Genomic DNA, 18,642 nt, shown 5'->3' with positions numbered 1-18,642 from the left:
GTCACCTGGGCGGCAGGTACTTTGCTGGATCGACGGGTTTGCCCTGGCGCCGAATCTCGAAGTGCAGCTTCACGCGATCCGAGTCGCTGCTGCCCATCTCCGCGATCTTCTGGCCCTTGCGCACAGCCTGGTCTTCTTTCACCAGCAATGCCTGGTTGTGCGCGTAGGCTGACAGGAAGGTGTTGTTGTGCTTGAGGATGATGAGGTTGCCGTAGCCGCGCAGGCCGGCGCCGGCATAGACCACGCGGCCATCGGCGGTAGCCAGGACGGGATCGCCAGGCTTGCCTGCAATGTCCAGGCCCTTGTTGCGTTGCTCGTCGAAGCCGGCGACCACCGAGCCGGTCGTCGGCCAACCCCATGCCACATCATCTTCACCAGCGCTTGCTGGTGCAGCCGAAGGCGCAGGAGCCGCCGGCGCGGTTGCAACCTGCGCCGATGCCGCCGCGCGTGGCGCGCTTGCTGCGCTGCCCGCAGCGACGGCAACGGCCGAGCCTTGCACGACCGGCCGCGTGACGACGCCTGACGACTCAGTGATCACAGCGACAGGCGCAACCACACGAAGCACCTGCCCCACTTCGATGAGGTTCGCATTCTCGATGTTGTTCCACCGGGCAATGTCGCGCCAGTTCTGGCCCGTCTCCAGGGCGATGCGGATCAGCGTGTCACCGCTGCGCACCGTGTAGTAGCCCGGCTTGCCAGCGTTATCGCTGCCCGTGACGGCGGGCCTCACCTCGACTTGTGCTGGCGCCGTCGAGTGGCGGATAGCAGACCGATCTTCAACGGGCGCGGGCGCACGAGAGCTCGATGCGCAGCCGGCAAGCACACCCACAACCACGATTGCCATCGCGTACGACCAACCCCTTGCACGCAACTCACGCAACAAACTCATCTTCATTCTTTCATCAAGCGATGCCTGATTTTAGGGGGACAAAATGCACTGCCTCGAGAACAGTTTGTTTCAATTCTGAAGGCGTTTTCTCAAGCACAACAAGCGCTTGCCGCCCGCCAGGCATCACGGTTGGCGCAACGATACGCCCACCGACGGCCAACTGCTCTATCCATGCCCCGGGCACCGATTCTCCTCCTGCTGCAGCAATGATCCCGGCGTACGGCGCTCCACGCGCATATCCCACCATCCCATCGCCAAAGAGCAGGTGAACGTTGGCAAGCCGGAAGGCTCGCAGGTTCTCTCGCGCCTTCTCATGCAGGCCCCTCAGCCTCTCGATGCTGTACACCTCGGTCGCCACGTGGCTGAGCACTGCCGCCTGGTAGCCGCAACCGGTGCCGATCTCCAGCACGCGTCCCAGCTTGCCTGATGCATCGGCGCGTCCGCCCAGCAGCAACTCGATCATGCGGGCAACCACGTTCGGCTTGGAAATCGTCTGGCCCAGACCAATCGGAATGCTTGTGTCTTCGTAGGCCTGGTTGGCCAGCGCGCTATCGACAAAGCGGTGGCGCTCCACGATGCCCATGGCTGACAGCACACGGGCATCGGACACACCTTGGGCAGCGAGTTTTTGCACCATGCGGGCGCGCACGGCATTCGAATCGAGCCCCATGCCCCGCGCAGTCGCCGGCGCAGGTGCAGGCTGCTTTTTCACTTGCGAGGGCGCCGTGAAGCCTGTCGGCAAGCGCGCCGGAAAACCCGGGCGGCGCGAATTCACGGTCGCACCACCGCGTCGGCCCAGGCCGACAGACGTTCATGATCGGTCAGGTCCACCTTCAAGGGTGTGATCGCCATGTGGCCCAGGGTGGTCGCGTGAAAATCGGTGCCCTGCGCGTCGTCCTTGGCCGGGCCTGCCCCGCCAATCCAGTACATCGTTTCGCCATGGGGACTGGTCTGCGAGATGATTTTTTCAGCGGCATGCCGGCGACCGAGCCTGCACACGCGAGCCGGCTTGATCTCATCGTAGGCGCGGTTGGGAATGTTCACATTCAAGAGCCACGGGCTGCTTTCGGCCAGGTGCTTTTCAAGCACCCGCTGCACGAGATCGCGCGCCTTGCGGGCCGCTGCATCCAGGTGACCCCAGCCTTTTTCGACCTGCGAAAAAGCAATCGCCGGCACACCGAACAGATAGCCTTCCATCGCTGCGCCAACGGTGCCCGAATAGATCGTGTCGTCGCCCATGTTGGCGCCGTTGTTGATGCCGCTCACCACGAGGTCCGGCCTGTAGCCAAGCACACCGGTCAGGGCGATGTGCACGCAGTCCGCAGGTGTGCCGTTCACATAGCGAAAACCATTGGCGGCTTCCTTGACGTAGAGCGGCGAATGCAGCGTGAGGGCGTTCGACTTGGCGCTGTTGTTGTGTTCGGGCGCGATGACCTCGACATCGCACAGGTCCTTGATCGCTTCGTACAGGGCGACGATGCCCGGTGCCTGGTAACCGTCGTCGTTGGAAAGGAGTATTTTCATTGGCGGTGGGAGGTGCAAAAAGATTGTAGGCGCGCGGCGTCACTACAGGGACATCAGCCGGTGGCGCCACCGCCCTATCATCACGCCAACCCGAAACGAGGAACACGAACATGCAAGCCTGGATTTGCGAAAACCCCATCGGCGTCGATGCGCTGCAGTGGAAGGAAATGCCGACACCCACACCGAAAGCCGGCGAGGCCCTGATCGAAATCAAGGCCGCGAGCCTGAACTTTCCCGATTTGCTCATCGTCCAGAACAAGTACCAGATGAAGCCCGCCCTGCCCTTTGTGCCGGGTTCGGAATACGCGGGCGTGGTGGCTGCGGTCGGCGAAGGCGTGACGCACCTGAAGGTCGGGCAAAACGTCGCCTGCCTCTCGGGCACGGGCGGCTTCGGCACCCACACCATCGCGCCGGCGGCCCTGTGCATGCCGCTGCCGCCCGGCTTTCCTCACGTCGATGCGGCCGCCTTCATCATGATCTATGCAACGTCGCATCACGCGCTGGTCGATCGTGCGCAGCTGAAGGCCGGCGAAACAGTGCTGGTGCTGGGCGCTGCAGGCGGCGTCGGAACGTCAGCGATCCAGATCGCCAAGGCGATGGGTGCGCGCGTGATCGCGGCAGCTTCCACCGATGAAAAATGCGAACTGTGCAAGTCGATCGGTGCCGACGCGACCATCAACTACACCAAAGAGAACCTGCGCGAGGCCGTGAAGGCCGCCACCGATGGCAAAGGCCCGGACGTGATCTACGACCCGGTGGGCGGCGACTTCGCCGAGCCGGCATTTCGCTCCATCGCATGGCGCGGGCGCTACCTGGTGGTCGGCTTCGCGTCGGGACCCATCCCGTCACTGCCGCTCAACCTGGCGCTGCTCAAAGGGGCTTCCATCGTCGGGGTGTTCTGGGGCGATTTCGCCAGGCGCGAACCCAAAGCCAATGCGGCCATGATGGCCGAGCTGGCGCAGTGGTACGCCCAGGGCAAGGTGAAGCCGGTGATCGATCGCACCATGCCCATGGCCGAGCTCAAGGCGGCTTATGCACACATGGGTTCGCGCGGAGTCAAAGGAAAGCTGGTGATGGTCAACTGATTGACCGCTATAATTGCGGCCTCTACGGTGGCTGTAGCTCAGTTGGTAGAGTCCAGGATTGTGATTCCTGTTGTCGTGGGTTCGAGCCCCATCAGCCACCCCATACAGCTTAAAGAAAGCCTGCTATTTAAACGATAGCAGGCTTTTTTCATCATGTTGCAATGTAGCCACCATGTAGCCAAGTACGGGTTCTTGTACCAGTCATCCGTGCGGCTGGCCGTCCCACCTTGAGGTGCGTGGGTGAGACATGGAAGATGCTGTCCATCTAACTTAGATGGGCACCTATGCACGTCAATTAGAAGCCGCGTGGCTGGCACGGCGAGCAATTCAAGGTGGAACGGCCAGCAGCTCAAGCAAAACTGGCTAAGTCCTTCTCCCTTTATGACGGCGATGTAAAGGCGGATGTAGGACGATTTTTGGCCTTCAGTCGACCGCAAACGCGCGGACGATTTTGCCGGCAGGGCTGTAGCCGAGAGTTTTATCCCGCATATAGCCCAAAAGGGCGTCGTCCTCGGGCGTCCGCCCGTCCGCCGACGAAATAAACGCACACACCGACTCCCACGTGACGCGGTGCATCCGGCGGGTCGGCGACTGCTCGAAATGCTCCTTCGCGAAGGCCAGGACGCCCTCCTCCGAGCCGTGGCGCACCAGGTTCACCAGTTCGAACCGCTTGCCGTCCTGGGCCGCCACCCAGCTCCCCAGCAGCCAAAGCCGCAATAGCTCGTACCTGCGGTGGTGGATAGCAACTGCCTGAAAGGGCGACTTCACCGCCCTCGCGTACCAGTTCGCTGCACCTTCGGTGTACCGAGCTTCGGCACCACCCTCGTCACTGGGCCGCGTGTTGTTCGTCGATCCGAACTTGGCCTCGACCCAGATGTGAGTGTCGGCAGTACTGATGATCAGATCCGGCTCTGATCCGCGGCCGTCAACTTCACCAAACGCACCGCGCGCCCTGGCAAGGGGCTCCCAAGTGGCGCCGGTAAGGTCGTCGAATGACCAGTAGTGAATTCGCGGGGCGACAGCAGCTGCGCCGGTCAGGGATGCCACCCACGAGCCTAGTCGCCCGCTCAACTCCAGGTGTCTGAATACGTTCCATGACAGCGCGTCTTCGCTGCGCTCACGGGCCATTCGGCTCTCGCGCTTGACGCCTTCGATTCGCGCGAGCAGCGCCAAGCCGGCGGCCGAGGTCCAGAGCAGATTGTCGTTGTCACTCTGGTATTCGAAGGTCGAGCGACCGATGTAGATGCGGTGAGCGGGACAGAGGAACGTGGGCTTAGCTTTGAACGTGCGATGCTGGACGGGCACTTCCACTTGACAGCCGAGCACAGGGCAAGCGACGAAATTCCCATCTAACGGTCTGCTGGGTTTCAAATCAGTGATTCCGAACATGTTGATCCTGAGATCGGCTGATGAGTCGGCCTCACGGAATCCGAAGCATCAGCGCACCCTGCTTGGCCCGCGTCAATGCCACGTAGAGCAGCTTGCGCTGGTTCTGGGTCTCCTGGGGGTCGCCGAAGTACGCGCTCGGGGCGACGACAACAACCACGTCAAACTCCAGCCCCTTGGCGCGGTGCATGGTGGCAAGGTGCACGACATCGCGGCTGTCTGGGTGGTTGCTTTGCGCAGAGATGGTCACGCAGGCCAGTCCTGCGGCCAGCAGTTGGCGCGACATCGCCTCGCGGTGCTTCTCGCTCGAAGCAATCACGCAGAACGAAGGTGACGATCCGTCCTGGCGTGTCGCCCGCCATCCACTGATGAACTCAATGGTCTTCTGGGAAGCCGCCTCCAGGCCATCGACTGTCAGAACGATCGGTGCCGGCCCATGGGACAGCGACTTGTACCGCTTGGTCTCGTCATGGCCGTCGTCGAGGTCGTCGACCTCGCAACCTTCAAGCAGGGCAACCGCGTGGCGACGGATCTCGTCGGTGGTTCGATAGTTGAGGTACAGCTTCTTCGAGCGACCACGGATGTCGATGCCACACTTGCTCATCGCGGCACGGTTGCGGCTGTAGATACGCTGATGACCGTCGCCGACGAAGAACAAGTCGTTGGCACCGTGCGGAGTCATGGCGCGCAGAAGCTTCAGCGCCTGTGGTCCGAAGTCTTGGGTTTCGTCGATGACGATCGCGCTGTACTCGGCTTCCTTGCCCTGACTGGCAAGCAACATTCCAGCCACCTCGCGGTACGCATCGTCCACCTCTTTGAGTTTGCGGGAGGACAATTGGCCGCGGTATTCCTCGAAAACCACCCAGACTGCATCCCGCTTCCCACGGCTCAACACGCTGGAGCGCCCGGTACGGCGTGCAATGCGGTATTCGTCCAGCGTCGTGATGCCCTGGGCCAGGATGACCTGTTCCAACTCCTGCTCGTAGAAATCGTCGGGCAGCACCAGCTTGGTGTCGCGCACGGCCATGGCCGCCTGCCAGGCTTGCAGCGCAGCGTCTTGCCTGCGGTCGTAGACGATTCGATGTTCCAGCTTCTGCGCCCGCATGAAGCCATGCACCCACGCGTCGAGGTTGCGTACCTGCAGCTTTGCCAGCGTGCTTGCGCCGCACAGTGTCTTCAGGTTCTGCTCGATGTCACCCGCCAGGTTGCGGGTGAAGGTCGTGAACAGCACCTTCTTGCCGTCGGGCGTTCGGTTCTCGGCCAGCCACTTCGCGCGATGCATCGCCAGCACAGTTTTCCCGGTGCCGGCGCCGCCAAGTACGCGCACAGGGCCGCTGCGGTCGCCAGTGGCGAGTTTTCGCTGCGTCGGGTGGAGGAAGACCCGCCATTGGGCGAGCGGCGCATTCATGATGGCCAGCATGGCCTCGTCGTCGTCGACGATGACGAACCGCGACTGCGACTCCGGCGTCGCCAGCGCGGTCGCAAAGTCTGCCGTGTCCACGGGCCGATCCACACGGGTTTCCCTGGACGCCAGCACTTGGCTCACGGTATCACCAGCCGCCACGAGGAACAGGCCCTCGTAGGCTTCCACGGGCAGCATCGTCTGCATGCCGTCAAGCTGGTCGTCCGACGCCAGAACTCGAACTGCGGGCAGGGAGTCTTCGGGTACCCCGAGGCTCAATAGCTCGTGGTCGCTCAGATCTGCAAATGTCGGCTTCGAAGCCACTTCCACCGCCGGTGCTGGCTCGCCGTTCACCTTGGAAGGCGCAACGGGCGCCGCCTCGATGACGCTTTCAACCACCACCATCTGCATCGCGCCGGTCACCGGGTTGATGGCCAGCCTGCGCTTCTCCGCCCAGCGGTAGGCTTCGTCATGATGGTCGACGTACAGCAGGACGTAGACATCCCCGCTGCTCGGCTTGAATACGATGCCCCGCCAGTCGCGATCCAAGCGAACTGACTTCAGGTTCGAATCACGCGCCGCATTGATGTTCTCGTAGTTGATGCCGGGACTCGTCGGGTCCGACTGGAACTGGATCGCCCACTTCATCACCTTCGATTGGATGGCAGAGGGCAACTTGGCGAGTTGCAGCAGGAAGTCCTGCGACAAAGCTACTTTTGGTTTGAGACTCACGGCGTCATTCCCCTTCGTTCTTCAGCGTCAGGCCGAGCCCACCCGCCACGACCACCGTCCAAGGCTGCCCCTGAACCGTGGCCAGCTTGTCATCCAGCACCTGCGCGGTCCATCCCGCTGCCTGCCACGCATCAGCCAAGTCCGCCTGGTCAGACCGCAGCAGGGCCAGCTTCTGATCCACCCAAGTCAGTTCGGCATCGGCAAGAACCTTGCCCTTTTCGTCGGCCAGCTCCGTACCCACCTCGGGCGGCGTGCCACCCGCAAAGGCCAATGACTTCAAGCCTCCCTCCAGCTCCGAGAGCGTCTGTTCCAACACGGCCTGCCAGGCAGCGCTGAGCCCAGCATGCCCTTGCGGCTTGCCAGGCGCCTGCGCTCCGCCACCCATGGCGCCAAGACTTTCGTAGTCGTGGGCATCCAAGCCTGATGACGTGGCCATCAGCACGCCCGGGATGAACTGCGCTGTGTTGTAGAGCTGCAGCCACCGCCTCCAACCGCGGTGCAGGCCATCCGCGTCAGTTGCCGCCGGCTCATCAATTACGACGGCGCCTGGAGACAACCATGCGCCCGGAATCGGAAGCCCCTTCGCCAGCGCCATGGCCCACCAGCCAACGATCGCAGCCGGTCCGTTGGCGCGGGACATCACCGGCGCATAACCGGCGCCGGGTTCGCGTATGTACAGCGGTAGCCTTGGCAGCCAGTGCGCCCGCTGACCATCACAAACGGCCTTGTCGTCCGGCGTGTTCGGGATCATCAGAAACTCAAGCCACGCGGCGTTGCGCTGCATGTTCTCTACGGCGGGATCCGTGTCGCCGCCGTCCGACCCAATCGCTAACCACTGCAGAAGCCGCGCGACGCCATGGTGCGTGAACGCCTTCTCCTGCGCCCGCGGCACCGTGTCTGGAGCCTTGGCGCCTTCGTGCCTGGACATCGCCACCAATGGCGACTCCAGGTCGGTATCCAAATTCACCGCCAACGCAGCCGCAACATCCTGATGTGTCACCGACCACACCCAGTACCCACCGCTGGCCACGATGGCACTGCGCTTCAGGGCATCGTCGCGCATGCAGTCCTTGTGATACGCCCAGCCATCGCAGAACACCGCCACCGGTCGACGCTTTGAGCCAGCCGCCCAGGGCCAGATGACGAAGTCGGGCTTGCTCGGTACCACCACACCATGATCGCCATTGAGTTCAGCTTGCGGCTCCACGCGGTAGCGCTGGGCGCCCACCTCCAGCAGGTAGCCAGATTTCCCGTTGACCACATCCTGAACCAACTTCACTGCAGGCAAACCACCCACGCCGCTGAGCTTCTTCAGGCTCTCAATGAACCGCGCCTCCAACACCGAATCGAAGTTCGGGTTGATGTAGATGTCGGAGATGGTCTTCACACGCTCCAAGGCGCCCAAGGACCCGACCAGATCGGTCAGCACCGCCTTGGCGTTGTCGCGTGACACCAGCCCCATGCTGCGGCCCAGGCGGTACTGGTATAGGCAGCGGTAGCAGCCATCCTTTTCCGGGTCCTGGTTGCATGAGCAAGTGGTCAGCGCCTTCAACGACATGTCCAGCACGTCGGCCAGCGTCTTCGCGTCGTGTGCCAGCAGCTGATGGAGATAGCCCGTTCCGCCAGGCACCGAGTCATACAGCATCACGTAGTGCTTGCGCGGCCCACCTTCCTTGCCGGGCTCATCCTGCAGCACCATGCGCAGATGATCGACCTTGCCGCCGAAGCGCCGCTTCAGCCCCAGCTGCACGGCTGCCATGAAGGACTGGACGACCGCTTCTTCCACGCCGTTTTTTGTGTACGGCACCAGGATGCGCAGCGCCTCTGACTCGAACTCACGGTAGAGGTACAAACAGTCCAGCAGGTTCGCCGGGTCATCGCTACCGTGCTTGGCACAGTCGAAGCTGTGGTTCTGCTCTGCCACCGGCCCGCCTCGACGTGCTGGCTTCTGAACCTTGCCGCAGTAGCGGCAAAGGCTGAAGCCGGGACGTTGCGACTCCTTGTCGGCCACCTTGAAGGCATCGCCCGGCTTTGCCAACTCGCCGAAGTTCACGTCGCGGAAGGTGACTCGCGAAATGAACTCGAAGCCGAAGGGCGTGCCCCCAGTCGGAGTCTGCCAGGCCTCGCGAATGCTCGCCGGCTGAAAGTCCGCCATCAGCTGCCGCACGTAGTACTTCGGCTCGCGGTCTTCTGAACTGTCGTCGATGCGAACGTCTGTGTCGTTGCTGTTGGCGATGGCTTGGCGGAAGCGAAGCAACACACGCCGTTGGCCCCCGTCTGACCACATCGGGTCGCCGCAGTTCGGGCAAGTCGGGTACACGTCCGGCTCGATGGCCAGGTTCTGCATGTGGTGGCAACTGGGGCAGAAGCGCCAGTCTTCGGTCTTTGCCAGATTCATGTTGATCTGGTCCACCTCCACGCGGCGCTGATTCGCATAGAAGCGGTTTTCAGGCGCGAACTCCGACAACGCCGACTGCGCAGGCCGTTCGTATTTCTGGGTCGCCAGCGTCACATAGGCGCCCTGCCCAGGTTCGTCAGCACCGCGTTTGCGCCACAGCACCGACTTGAGCTGAATGCCCGACTCCGGGAACGCGTAGTTCGGGATCAGGCCCGCATCGGTCAACGTGTTCAACAGGTCACGGGCGTTGATCTCCTTGATTAGCTCCAGCATCTTGTCGCGCTCGCGCAGCAGGTTGTCGATCTCGTCCTTGGTCGCCTCGTCCTGCGGCTTCTGCTGCGCCTTGGCCTTGGCTTTGTCGAGTTCGTCCTTACGCTTCTTGTAGTTGCGACGCTCCTCCACCAGTTCTTCCAGTGATTTCATCAGGCGCGTACGCAGGCCGTCGGTCTCGCCCTGACCTTGCATGTAGTCCCACAGCCGGCCACGGACCACCTCGTCCACGTCCTTGTCCAACAGCGCCATGAACCCATCGAACAGGCGCTGCTCGTGCTTCAGCACATGGTCGGCCAGGATGTACGGAAAGCGATCGAGCTTGGCCTGCTCCATCGCATCCAGTGCCTGCGATGTCTTCTCTGGCAAGGCAGTGGCGCTGGTCAGGTTGGACACCCAGTCGTCCATGCAGAACGCGAACAGCTGCCGCCGTAGGACTTCGGCCGCCTGCAAGAACACGCCAGGTGGCGCCACCTCGCCCGAAATCATTTCCTCGGTCTCGGCAAAGAAGTACAGGTCGTGCGGGCTGTTCCCGTCGGCCAGCGTCGTCGTCATGGCGTTGCCGTCGCGGCGCCCTGCGCGGCCCATCCGCTGCAGAAAGCTGGCCTGGTTGGGCGGCACCGAGCACAACAGCACCGACGACAGGTCGCCGATGTCCACACCCATTTCCAGCGTCGGCGTTGCGGAGAGCAGGTTCTCGAACCATGGCTTCGGCAACTTGTTCTTGAAGCGCAGTTCCAGCGCCTCGCGCTCCTGGCGATCCAGAAGGCCAGTGTGTTCGGCCGCGATCACGCGACGCAGATCGCCATGACTGAAGCGGCGTGACCACCAATCGGCGGCCTCCGGGATCAGTTGCTCGTACTCGGATTCCACTGCGTCCAAACACGGCATGTCCAGAAGGAACTCGGCATCCTGCCGTGGAACTGCCAGACGCCGCTTGTTGCCGGCCGTGGCCACGAAAGCCACTTCGGTGTCCACCTGCAAGGCATCAGGATTCAGCGCCAACGTGTCGCCCAGGTGGTGCACGGTTCGCACCAACACGCCCGCAGTGACCAGCGCATCGAAGGCCGCGTGGTACAGGTCCGCAGTCATGCCCTTGGCCAGCAGCGTCTGACGCCCCAGCGCCGCAGCGGCCCATCGGTCGTACCAGGTGGGGCGTGAGTTGCCCGCCAGCTTGTCGAAGTCGCGATGCTTTCCCAATGTCAGCAGCACTGGCCGGGGCGTGTACTCGCCCATCTTCGGCATCCATTCGGCTCGCCCGCCGCCCTTGGCCAGCAGCCACACATTTCCGTCGGCGGCATAGGCCGCCGTCTCGGCATGCATCACGCCGCCACGGCGGCGCATGTGCGCGAGCGTGCCCCACAGCCACTGCGTCAGCACCGGCAAGTCCAGACCCTGGGCACCGAACTGCTCGCGGAACTTCGGCAGCAAGGTTTCGGCCACTTCTTGCACCCGCGCCCAGGGCACGGAGAGCGTCACCTTGCCGATGCGCTCCAGCGTCCGGCCGCGCTGGCTCTGGTAGGTCAGGTCACTGAACAGCTGCCACAGCAGGCGCTTCTTCACCTTGGCCGGCAGGCGAGTGGTGGCCGGCAGTTGCCCATGCTGCATCAGCTCCACTGACCAGTCGTGCTGCCAGGTCATGTTGGGCGCCAGGAACTCCGACACCAGTCGTTCCTGCGACATGTGCAGCAGCGATGCCGGCTCGTCGAAGCGCTTCTCAGCCAGCGCAAGCAGTTGGGGCCATGGCATGCGGGTAACGTTCAGCTCGTCCAGCACATGGGCCCACGCGGTGCGCACGTTGTTCAGCCAGGTGCGGGCACCGAAGAAACCGGCCCGGTGCGCGGCATCCTGAACCGAATCGGAAAACGCGATCAGCTTCTTGTCGTCGTTGAAGACGCTGGCCCAACTGGCTTCCACCACCTGTGAGCCCAGCGTCGCATTGCGGGCACCCAACAGCAGCAGTTCGTCACGCTCGCCGCAACTCGGGCAGGTGTCGTCATGGCGCGTGTACTGGGCATTGCCCACCACCACGGTACGTTGCGCCGTGACGCGGAACACCGGCAATAGTTCTTGGTGCGCGCAGGCCAGACACGCTGCCCCGCTCTCAGATCCCGAGTGCTGAACATTGCCGCAGGCCACGCACACGTGCTGGTTCACGCCGTCCACGTGCGGGCGGCCGACACTTTGCGCGGCGTACAGCCGCGCTGCCTCGGGCCGACGCGAGAACCAAGTGTTGTAGATCTCGTCCAGCTGGGTGGAGAGCTTGTTGCTGCCCTGCACCAGCCGAGACAACCACCCAGTCGTGCGGCACTGGCTGCACTGGACCATCGGCAGGTACACGCCATCGCGCTCGCCGGGCAGGTCACGCTCACTGCGAAGGCAAACGTCCTTGGGGTCGCACGCCAGCTTGCCCACCATGCGCCTCAGCTCGCGCACCCACAGTTGCACACGCAGCGTCACCAGAGGCTGCTTGCCGTCGCGCAGCGCCCAGGCCACCAGCACCAGCAGCGCGTCCAGCACCCGGGCCACCTGTGGCCGGCCGGCGGCCGGCATGTTCCGCGCGAAAGCCTCGGTCAGGGCGTCGTAGCCCACCACGCCACTCTTCATCAGCCGAAGCAGGTTCACGAACAGCTGATGCCGCTTCAGGTGTTCCGCCAGCGCGAGGCGCCAGGCCTGCGTGACCACTTCTGCTTCGTCGGCGGGCTGCTTCAGCCCCGGAAAGAACACTGCGAACCATGCGCGCACCGCTGCCTGCGGTGTGGCATAGGGCGCCGGCGCCAGCGCTGCGTCCAGTTCGGGCTGCCAGATGAACATATGGTCGACCGTCGCGTCGCCCAGGAAGGCGTCCACGGTCAGCCGGTTTTCGGTGACCACGGAATCCGCCGCGAACGGCACGCCGAATATCTGCCTCGCGTACTCACGCAACGGCGCCGTGTCGGACGAGCCACCCAGCGTGGCCGACGTACCTGCGCAGATCAGATGGTCCTTGTCCGCCTTCAGGCGGGCACGCAGGCGGCGCAGCAGCAAGGCCAGGTCCGTGCCCTGGGCGCCGTCAAAGGTGTGCAACTCGTCCACCACCACGTAGCGCAGCGTGGTGGGGGTGTTGTTCGCCCAAAGCTGCCGGTCCCTGGGCCGCAACATCAGGTAGTCCAACATCTTGTAGTTGGTCAGCAAGATGTCGGGCGGGTGCTTGCGCAGCGTGTCGCGGTCGGTGATCACGCCAGTGGGCGTCATCACCATGCCCTCGCCCGGCTTGCCGGCGGTGCCGCCCACATACAGGCCCACGCGCAGGCCGTTGAATGCCGGCACCTGGGCCACGAGGGCGGCCATGCGACGTGCCTGGTCGGTGGCCAGCGCATTCATGGGGTAGATCACCAAGGCCTTGATGCCGGCCTTGCCCGCCGCGCGTTCACGTGCGCAGTGGTCCATCACCGGGAACAGGAAGCACTCGGTCTTGCCGCTGCCAGTGCCCGTTGCCACCAGCGTGCTGACCGCCAGGTGCTGGCTGGAAAGTCGCTTCCACGCCTGTTCCTGATGGCCATAGCCAGGGTGCTCGGTCTCGAAGGTCTGGAAAAACTTGCGACCGGCCGAGCCGGTCACGAACGGCAGGCCCACTTGCACATACGGCCCCTTCAGCCACGCCGACTCTTCCTCCACAAACCGGCTCATCAGGCCGTGCATGAAGGCGTCGGCCGGCTCGAAGCCGGACACGAGGAATTGCTTCAGGCCTTGCTGAATGTCACGCGCGAGAAGGGAGGGCAACATGGTGGGTGCGCCGTCAGGCGAATGCAGGTGAAAACACGATCAATGTCCACCCAGGGCTGTACGTCTCAGACTTCATGTTGCCGCTCCACTGCTTCTTCTATTTCCGCCGACGCGAACGATCGGCCACCGGTGTCGGCCGCCACCCTAGCTTCTGCTCAACTTCCGCCCAGAGCCCGTGCAGCAAATGGCGCTCGCCAACGGCCTTCACGCCCATGCGCAAGTCATCGAGTGGGTACCAGCGCTTGTCGCGATCTTCGTAGAAGACGCGGGTGTACACGTTGCCGGTGTTCGATATGCGGTGCTTCTCGTGCGCCTGAGAAAGCAGCGTGAACGCGTGGTTCAGGCTTGTGGCCGTCGGTTGCGAAAACCCTTCGGGCATCAACACCGTGCTGCCATGCAGTTCACATCGCTCCAGGCCTGTGAGTTTGAGGAATAGACCACCCCGGGTGAGCTCGGGGTCCAGCGACTCATCTTCGGGGATCTTCTTCTTCAACGGTCCGAGGCGGATCTGCGCGAAGCGGGTGGTGCCCACCGGCACCTTCGACGGATACGGCTTCGGCCAGGGACCGGCCAGGCTCCCGTTGGTGCTGCGGTCGCTCAGCGCCACCAACAGCGGAGTTTCTTCATCGAGGATCTTGACCGTGAGTTCCTGCGTCACCCGCAAGCGAAAACGCTCGTCGGTGATCTGCTCGGCGCTGAGCGTCAACTCCCCCAGCGTGCCCTCTTTCACAGGCACATCGCCGCCGTAGAAGAACTCCCAGCGGTCGCCTACACGCTTGACCGGCACGGTGACCTTTGCCGCCCAGTCCGGATCGAAATAGCTGCCGCTCACGTTCGAACCTCCCTGATCAGATCGTCGGTCGTCACGACGTGCATCCTGGGGCAGCCGCCATCGCTGCCACACGAGATCCGCCACGGCACCACTCATTTGCCTTGTGCATACGCCAGCCTGACTGCCCTGGGCTCACCGATCTCCACTCGTCGCGCGAATGTGAGTTTGAGGTCAACCAAGTTCTTGGCGCCTTCGAGCTCAACCACCTCAACCCGTACAAACCGACCCTCACCGTAGTCGGTGAACGTCAGGGCGCGAAACACCTCACTCGATAGCAAGATCGACTGACCAATCGGCAGCGGTGCGACGTAGACCTCGATCTCGTTGAAGTCACACAGGTACCCGGCGCCTTGCCCTTCACGTCGCCTGACCTGGAGATCCTCGGGCCGCTTGTGCGTGGCATCGAAATCCGCGTGCTGCCAGTCCCACACCCAATCGGGGCGGGTGGCGTTGTCCAGCAGAAGGATTGGCGTGCCGCCCTTCGCCACGATGAGGCCGGCCTGCGCCTGCAACGCCTTCCAGTAGGCATCGCCGTCCTGGACCGCGATTTCCTTGATATCCGATCGGTGCAGGACATCGTTCAGTACGACGATGGCAACCTGCTGGGCCATGGCATCGGCGAAGTACTCCGCCTCGTTCACGGCCCGTTGGTCCATCTGCAGCTGTGTCAGCTCGCCGCGACGCACCTGTGTGAAGGTAAGCGTGAAGTCCTCCAAGTTCTCGGCCGTGCTTCCGATCGGGAACAGGTGGATCGGGAAGCGACCCTTCTCCTTGCTGAACGCCTCGGTAGATGCATACCGCCCTATCTCCAGAAGTCGATCGGGGTCAATCGGCTGAGCGGCCAGTGTCTCTTCACGCCGATCCTCCAACGCCTGCTGGGCCGCAAGAAGGCCAGCCTTCACATGGTCGATGGCCGTCTGCGCCGGCACTCCGGGCTTGACGCGCGCCTTCATGAGGTCGATGTGCTCAACCGACAGGCCAGGCTGCGCGTCCAACCGTTCAAGCCAGCTCTTCAGACGGCCACGAAGAATGTCAATGCTGCTGTACTGATCAAAGCGGGCATCAAACCAGACATCCAGTTGCCGCTGCAGCGAGCGAGGCAAGCCCCACGCTCCATTGGCGAGAACAGCAAGCAGCTCCAGCTGGGAATCCTGGAGCGACTCCACATCGTCGGCGCCCCAGGAGGAGTACACACGCGAGCTGACCATGTTGGGCCTGTGCATGTCTCTCACGCGTTCTACGAACCCGTCCAAGCGCCCCACATACCCGCCACGCCATTCGCCGGATGCCGCGAACTGGCGCACCTTTGCAACCAGGTACTCGGGCGGCGACAAGGTGCTGAGCGAGTCGTCAGCCTGGCCGCCGCTCTTCCACTGCTTACCGGACAAAAGCCCGGCGGCGATCTCGAACGCCAGCGAACTGCTCGCGGATGCTGCCGGCACGGCTCGGACCCAGTCGAGCATCAGCTCGATGGTCAGCAAGCGCACATCTGTCCAGTAGTTTCGCAGGGCAGCTTGAAAGGCCCCCTGCTGCAGTACTGGCCTCAATCGCTCCTGCGACGCAGCATCGTCGGCGTCCAGGCCAAACTTCGTGCAGAACGCAGACCAAGCCAGCCCGAGATCGTCAATGGTGATGAACGTCGTCTTGTCGTAGAGCTGGTACGGCTCGTGATCGAAGGCCAACGTGCCCCACCACTTGCTGAGCACGTCAGCCAACCATTCGGCGGCAGCCTGATCTCCGCGCAACACGGCCGCGAGCAGCATCCGTGCCGTCTCTTCGATGTGCTTGCAGTTCAGACGTGCCAAACCTGGCAATGTTGCCCAGTCCAACGCATGCGCGTCTCGATTTCGCCGAGGCTTGTCGGGCCGCCCGTTCTCCCATCCCGCAACGAAGGTGGAGAGCACCTCCTCATAGACACGATTGAGCGGCGGCCGCAGCAGCACCATCTGCTTGTGACTGTGCTCGATGATCCCCTGCTCTTCGACCCTGAAGGCCCACCAGTTGCTGAGCTGAAACATCATCAGCGGTGGCATATGCAGCAGGTGTTCCCGAATCTCGACGGGCGATGCGCGAAGCTCGTCGTCATCAAGATGCTGCAGAAGGTGGCACAAGCGACGCAGTGGCCGGGTGTCTCGGACCATGCCCTCAATCGCAGCCTCGAAGATGCCGCGATAGACGTTGCTCCAGTTCGTGTGCAGGGGTCGGTCAAAGATGCTTTGCGAATCGGGTAGCAACGCCCAGCTGCCTTGCTCTCCGGTCTCCGTCTTGTCGAGGCAGGCCGCCAGCAGCAGTCCGTGCAAGTCGATCAGCGCGCTATAGGCGCGCTCGAACCCTTCGTTGTCGGGCCTGGCTGCCATGTTTCGCGCATCGGCGGCCAACTCACCAAGGATGGCTTCAACCCGGATGCCATACCTCTCTCGGGATGTCGGCTGCAACACCACCGACCAGCGCAGCAGCCAGCGCTGCCAGGGTGAAAGCTTCGGGCCGTCCGCCACCATGGCAAGAGACAAATTGCTTTCGTAGACCGTGCCCGGACTCATCGGCAACGTGAACAACGGCCAGGACTCGTTGACACCAAACGCTTCCGGCTTGTCAGGCCGAGGCGATGTCAGTGCACTGCGGTACCAGGCTTCGACGACCAGCCTGACAACCCAGATGCGAACGTCCACCAATCGAGCTTGCGTCTGCAGGCGCAGTTCGCCCTGGACATCACCTTCCCGGAACCCCCTGCCAATCAGCATGCGCGGTCCTTCCGGTGCCTTGTCGTCCCCATATGACGGCACCGGAAACCAGCCCTTGGCAATGCCACCGGCCAACACTTGAAATGAGTTCAAGCGCTGTACGTCTCTGGGCAGCGCCACGTTGACGGTGTAGCGCTGGATGACCCTGGCCTGCACCTCTGGCCGGAGAAACTCCACCGTTCGGAACAGGAAGAACGTCGTCAGCGCGGCATTGAGGACGAACCAGGCGGTGTCGATTGCCGCCCAGCCTGGAAGCCATGCCGTTCCCCATGTGCTCAACATCAGGTACTGGACGCCCATCACAACAACCAAGCCCAGCGAAGACAGACCCGCTGCAAGCCCGCCAGAATCGAGCATGTAGAGGTGAATGAAGGCCTCCGCTGCTGGCCTGCGTTGCAGGTAGACGGCAACGAAGGAGATCACGATCGGGTAGACCAGTGCAGCCAGCGTCGCCTGGATGGTCCACACCGTAGAGAAGTGCGTCAGCTGTTCGGCGGCCGCCCAATTGAACCAGGCGGGGTCGAGCCAATCCTGCGGGAGCAGTGCCACCAAAACTAGCAGAGCGATCTGCAACGCCAGCAGCGAGAAGGCAAGCCGCAAAGGATGTTCGCCTGCGAACAGCAGATCCCGTTCCAGCCTTGACAGCGCCAGGCGGCGCCTGCAGTTGTTCTGCGCGAACCACGCGGCCTCGTCGCGGCACGCAACCGTGCGGACGGACCACGGAGTACGAAACAAGTCTCTGACCAGGCGAAGAGTGCGCATCAAGGGCATCCGCAGCACCGTCGACGCGTTGTCGAGGTCAAGGTGACTCTTGCGATGCGATCCAGGTCAAAGTCGCTTCCGCTCATGGTGTGCCCTGGACCTGTGTCGCCGGGTCCGCCACAGCCGACGCCTCATCAGAGAACAGGGCCAAACCGATCTGGAATCGGCCACCGCAGGCGTGGCACACCAGGCGCCTACCGGCCTTGAGTTCGCCAGGCAGTATCTTGAACACCACTTCGCATGACGGACCTGGGCACGGGACCTCTTCGAGAACCGGACGCCATACGCACTGGCCATCCGCGTCCACTGACAGCTTGTAGTCCATCCCGCAATCCAGACAAGCCGCCGACAGCGCGCTCTGCCCTGTTGGAATGCGCCGCCGCACGGTCTTCCGGCAGTCGGGGTTCATGCACTCGATCGAACTGAAGGAGCCGAAGTTGATATTGAAGACGGGTGAGGACAGCACGCCGTCGAGCAACCCGATGATGGTCAAGCACCGATCGTGCAGCTTGGCCAAATCCGGCTGTCCCACGTCTTCCAGCTGCTTCAACGTGGGCATGTGAAGGTACGACCCCAGCGCGTCGTAGTGGGCCTTGATCGCACGCAGGCCAAATACCTGCTCCGCGCCAAGTGAAGTCATCTCCTTCGCGGCGACACCCGGCACCTCTTCGATGCCGTAGGCGATGATTCCCCCCTTGTCGGCACGCGGCTCGATGTCGACGAGCAGCTGCATCACCTTCTTGGGCTGCCACGTGCGGTACTCAGCCTGCGGAATCTCGTCGCGGTAGGACTGCGCTCGCTCGTAGGTCACCGACTCGATGGCCATGCGAAGCTCAAGCGCAGCAAACTTCAAGCG

General features: G+C 63.0%; 10 protein-coding genes and 1 tRNA gene. 2 read left to right on the top strand and 9 right to left on the bottom strand.

The features are described from left to right. Position 1: 1 nt before the first annotated feature. The 3 genes from AQ12_RS05275 to surE form a co-directional block, all read right to left on the bottom strand. Positions 2-844: a peptidoglycan DD-metalloendopeptidase family protein gene (locus AQ12_RS05275; RefSeq protein ID WP_238587655.1), complete on the bottom strand. Its 843-nt coding sequence runs from the start codon at positions 842-844 to the stop codon at positions 2-4. 58 nt (positions 845-902) lie between these two features. Then, positions 903-1,559 carry a protein-L-isoaspartate(D-aspartate) O-methyltransferase gene (locus tag AQ12_RS05270; RefSeq protein WP_152682685.1) on the bottom strand — a complete coding sequence of 219 codons (657 nt, stop codon included), beginning with the start codon at positions 1,557-1,559 and terminating at the stop codon, positions 903-905. A 101-nt stretch (positions 1,560-1,660) separates the two neighbouring features. Next, positions 1,661-2,413, bottom strand: a complete 753-nt coding sequence (gene surE / locus AQ12_RS05265; RefSeq protein WP_048438823.1) for a 5'/3'-nucleotidase SurE — start codon at positions 2,411-2,413, stop codon at positions 1,661-1,663. 110 nt (positions 2,414-2,523) lie between these two features. Between surE and AQ12_RS05260 the strand changes: the two genes are divergently transcribed. Together AQ12_RS05260 and AQ12_RS05255 are read left to right on the top strand one after the other, a co-directional pair. Then, positions 2,524-3,498: an NADPH:quinone oxidoreductase family protein gene (locus AQ12_RS05260; protein WP_048438822.1), complete on the top strand. Its 975-nt coding sequence runs from the start codon at positions 2,524-2,526 to the stop codon at positions 3,496-3,498. A 27-nt stretch (positions 3,499-3,525) separates the two neighbouring features. Then, positions 3,526-3,601, top strand: a tRNA-His gene (locus AQ12_RS05255). Between the two features lie 320 nt (positions 3,602-3,921). Here the strand turns inward: AQ12_RS05255 and AQ12_RS05250 are convergent. From AQ12_RS05250 to AQ12_RS05225, 6 genes are all read right to left on the bottom strand, one after another. Next, complete coding sequence (locus tag AQ12_RS05250) at positions 3,922-4,887, bottom strand: hypothetical protein (protein ID WP_048438821.1); 966 nt, start codon at positions 4,885-4,887, stop codon at positions 3,922-3,924. A gap of 31 nt (positions 4,888-4,918) precedes the next feature. Continuing rightward, complete coding sequence (locus AQ12_RS05245) at positions 4,919-7,018, bottom strand: UvrD-helicase domain-containing protein (RefSeq protein ID WP_048438820.1); 2,100 nt, start codon at positions 7,016-7,018, stop codon at positions 4,919-4,921. Positions 7,019-7,022: 4 nt separating this feature from the next. After that, positions 7,023-13,451 carry a DEAD/DEAH box helicase gene (locus tag AQ12_RS05240; RefSeq protein ID WP_048438819.1) on the bottom strand — a complete coding sequence of 2,143 codons (6,429 nt, stop codon included), beginning with the start codon at positions 13,449-13,451 and terminating at the stop codon, positions 7,023-7,025. Between the two features lie 97 nt (positions 13,452-13,548). Next, positions 13,549-14,379: a hypothetical protein gene (locus AQ12_RS05235; RefSeq protein ID WP_238587654.1), complete on the bottom strand. Its 831-nt coding sequence runs from the start codon at positions 14,377-14,379 to the stop codon at positions 13,549-13,551. Then, positions 14,376-17,786: a hypothetical protein gene (locus tag AQ12_RS05230; RefSeq protein ID WP_152682682.1), complete on the bottom strand. Its 3,411-nt coding sequence runs from the start codon at positions 17,784-17,786 to the stop codon at positions 14,376-14,378. Before AQ12_RS05230 ends, AQ12_RS05235 begins: the two co-directional genes overlap by 4 nt. An 82-nt stretch (positions 17,787-17,868) precedes the next feature. After that, complete coding sequence (locus AQ12_RS05225; RefSeq protein ID WP_152682681.1) at positions 17,869-18,612, bottom strand: hypothetical protein; 744 nt, start codon at positions 18,610-18,612, stop codon at positions 17,869-17,871. Positions 18,613-18,642 lie beyond the last annotated feature (30 nt).

The sequence above is a fragment of the Caenimonas sp. SL110 genome (assembly GCF_001044395.1).
Lineage (GTDB): Bacteria > Pseudomonadota > Gammaproteobacteria > Burkholderiales > Burkholderiaceae_C > Ramlibacter.
This window is presented reverse-complemented; position numbering and strand designations above follow the sequence as displayed.

Coding starts and splice junctions, on each gene's coding strand:
- AQ12_RS05275 (WP_238587655.1), bottom strand. CDS start 844: ATGGCAATCGTGGTTGTGGGTGTGCTTGCCGGCTGCGCATCGAGCTCT.
- AQ12_RS05270 (WP_152682685.1), bottom strand. CDS start 1,559: ATGGGGCTCGATTCGAATGCCGTGCGCGCCCGCATGGTGCAAAAACTC.
- surE (WP_048438823.1), bottom strand. CDS start 2,413: ATGAAAATACTCCTTTCCAACGACGACGGTTACCAGGCACCGGGCATC.
- AQ12_RS05260 (WP_048438822.1), top strand. CDS start 2,524: ATGCAAGCCTGGATTTGCGAAAACCCCATCGGCGTCGATGCGCTGCAG.
- AQ12_RS05250 (WP_048438821.1), bottom strand. CDS start 4,887: ATGTTCGGAATCACTGATTTGAAACCCAGCAGACCGTTAGATGGGAAT.
- AQ12_RS05240 (WP_048438819.1), bottom strand. CDS start 13,451: ATGTTGCCCTCCCTTCTCGCGCGTGACATTCAGCAAGGCCTGAAGCAA.
- AQ12_RS05235 (WP_238587654.1), bottom strand. CDS start 14,379: ATGAGTGGTGCCGTGGCGGATCTCGTGTGGCAGCGATGGCGGCTGCCC.
- AQ12_RS05230 (WP_152682682.1), bottom strand. CDS start 17,786: ATGCGCACTCTTCGCCTGGTCAGAGACTTGTTTCGTACTCCGTGGTCC.
- AQ12_RS05225 (WP_152682681.1), bottom strand. CDS start 18,612: ATGGCCATCGAGTCGGTGACCTACGAGCGAGCGCAGTCCTACCGCGAC.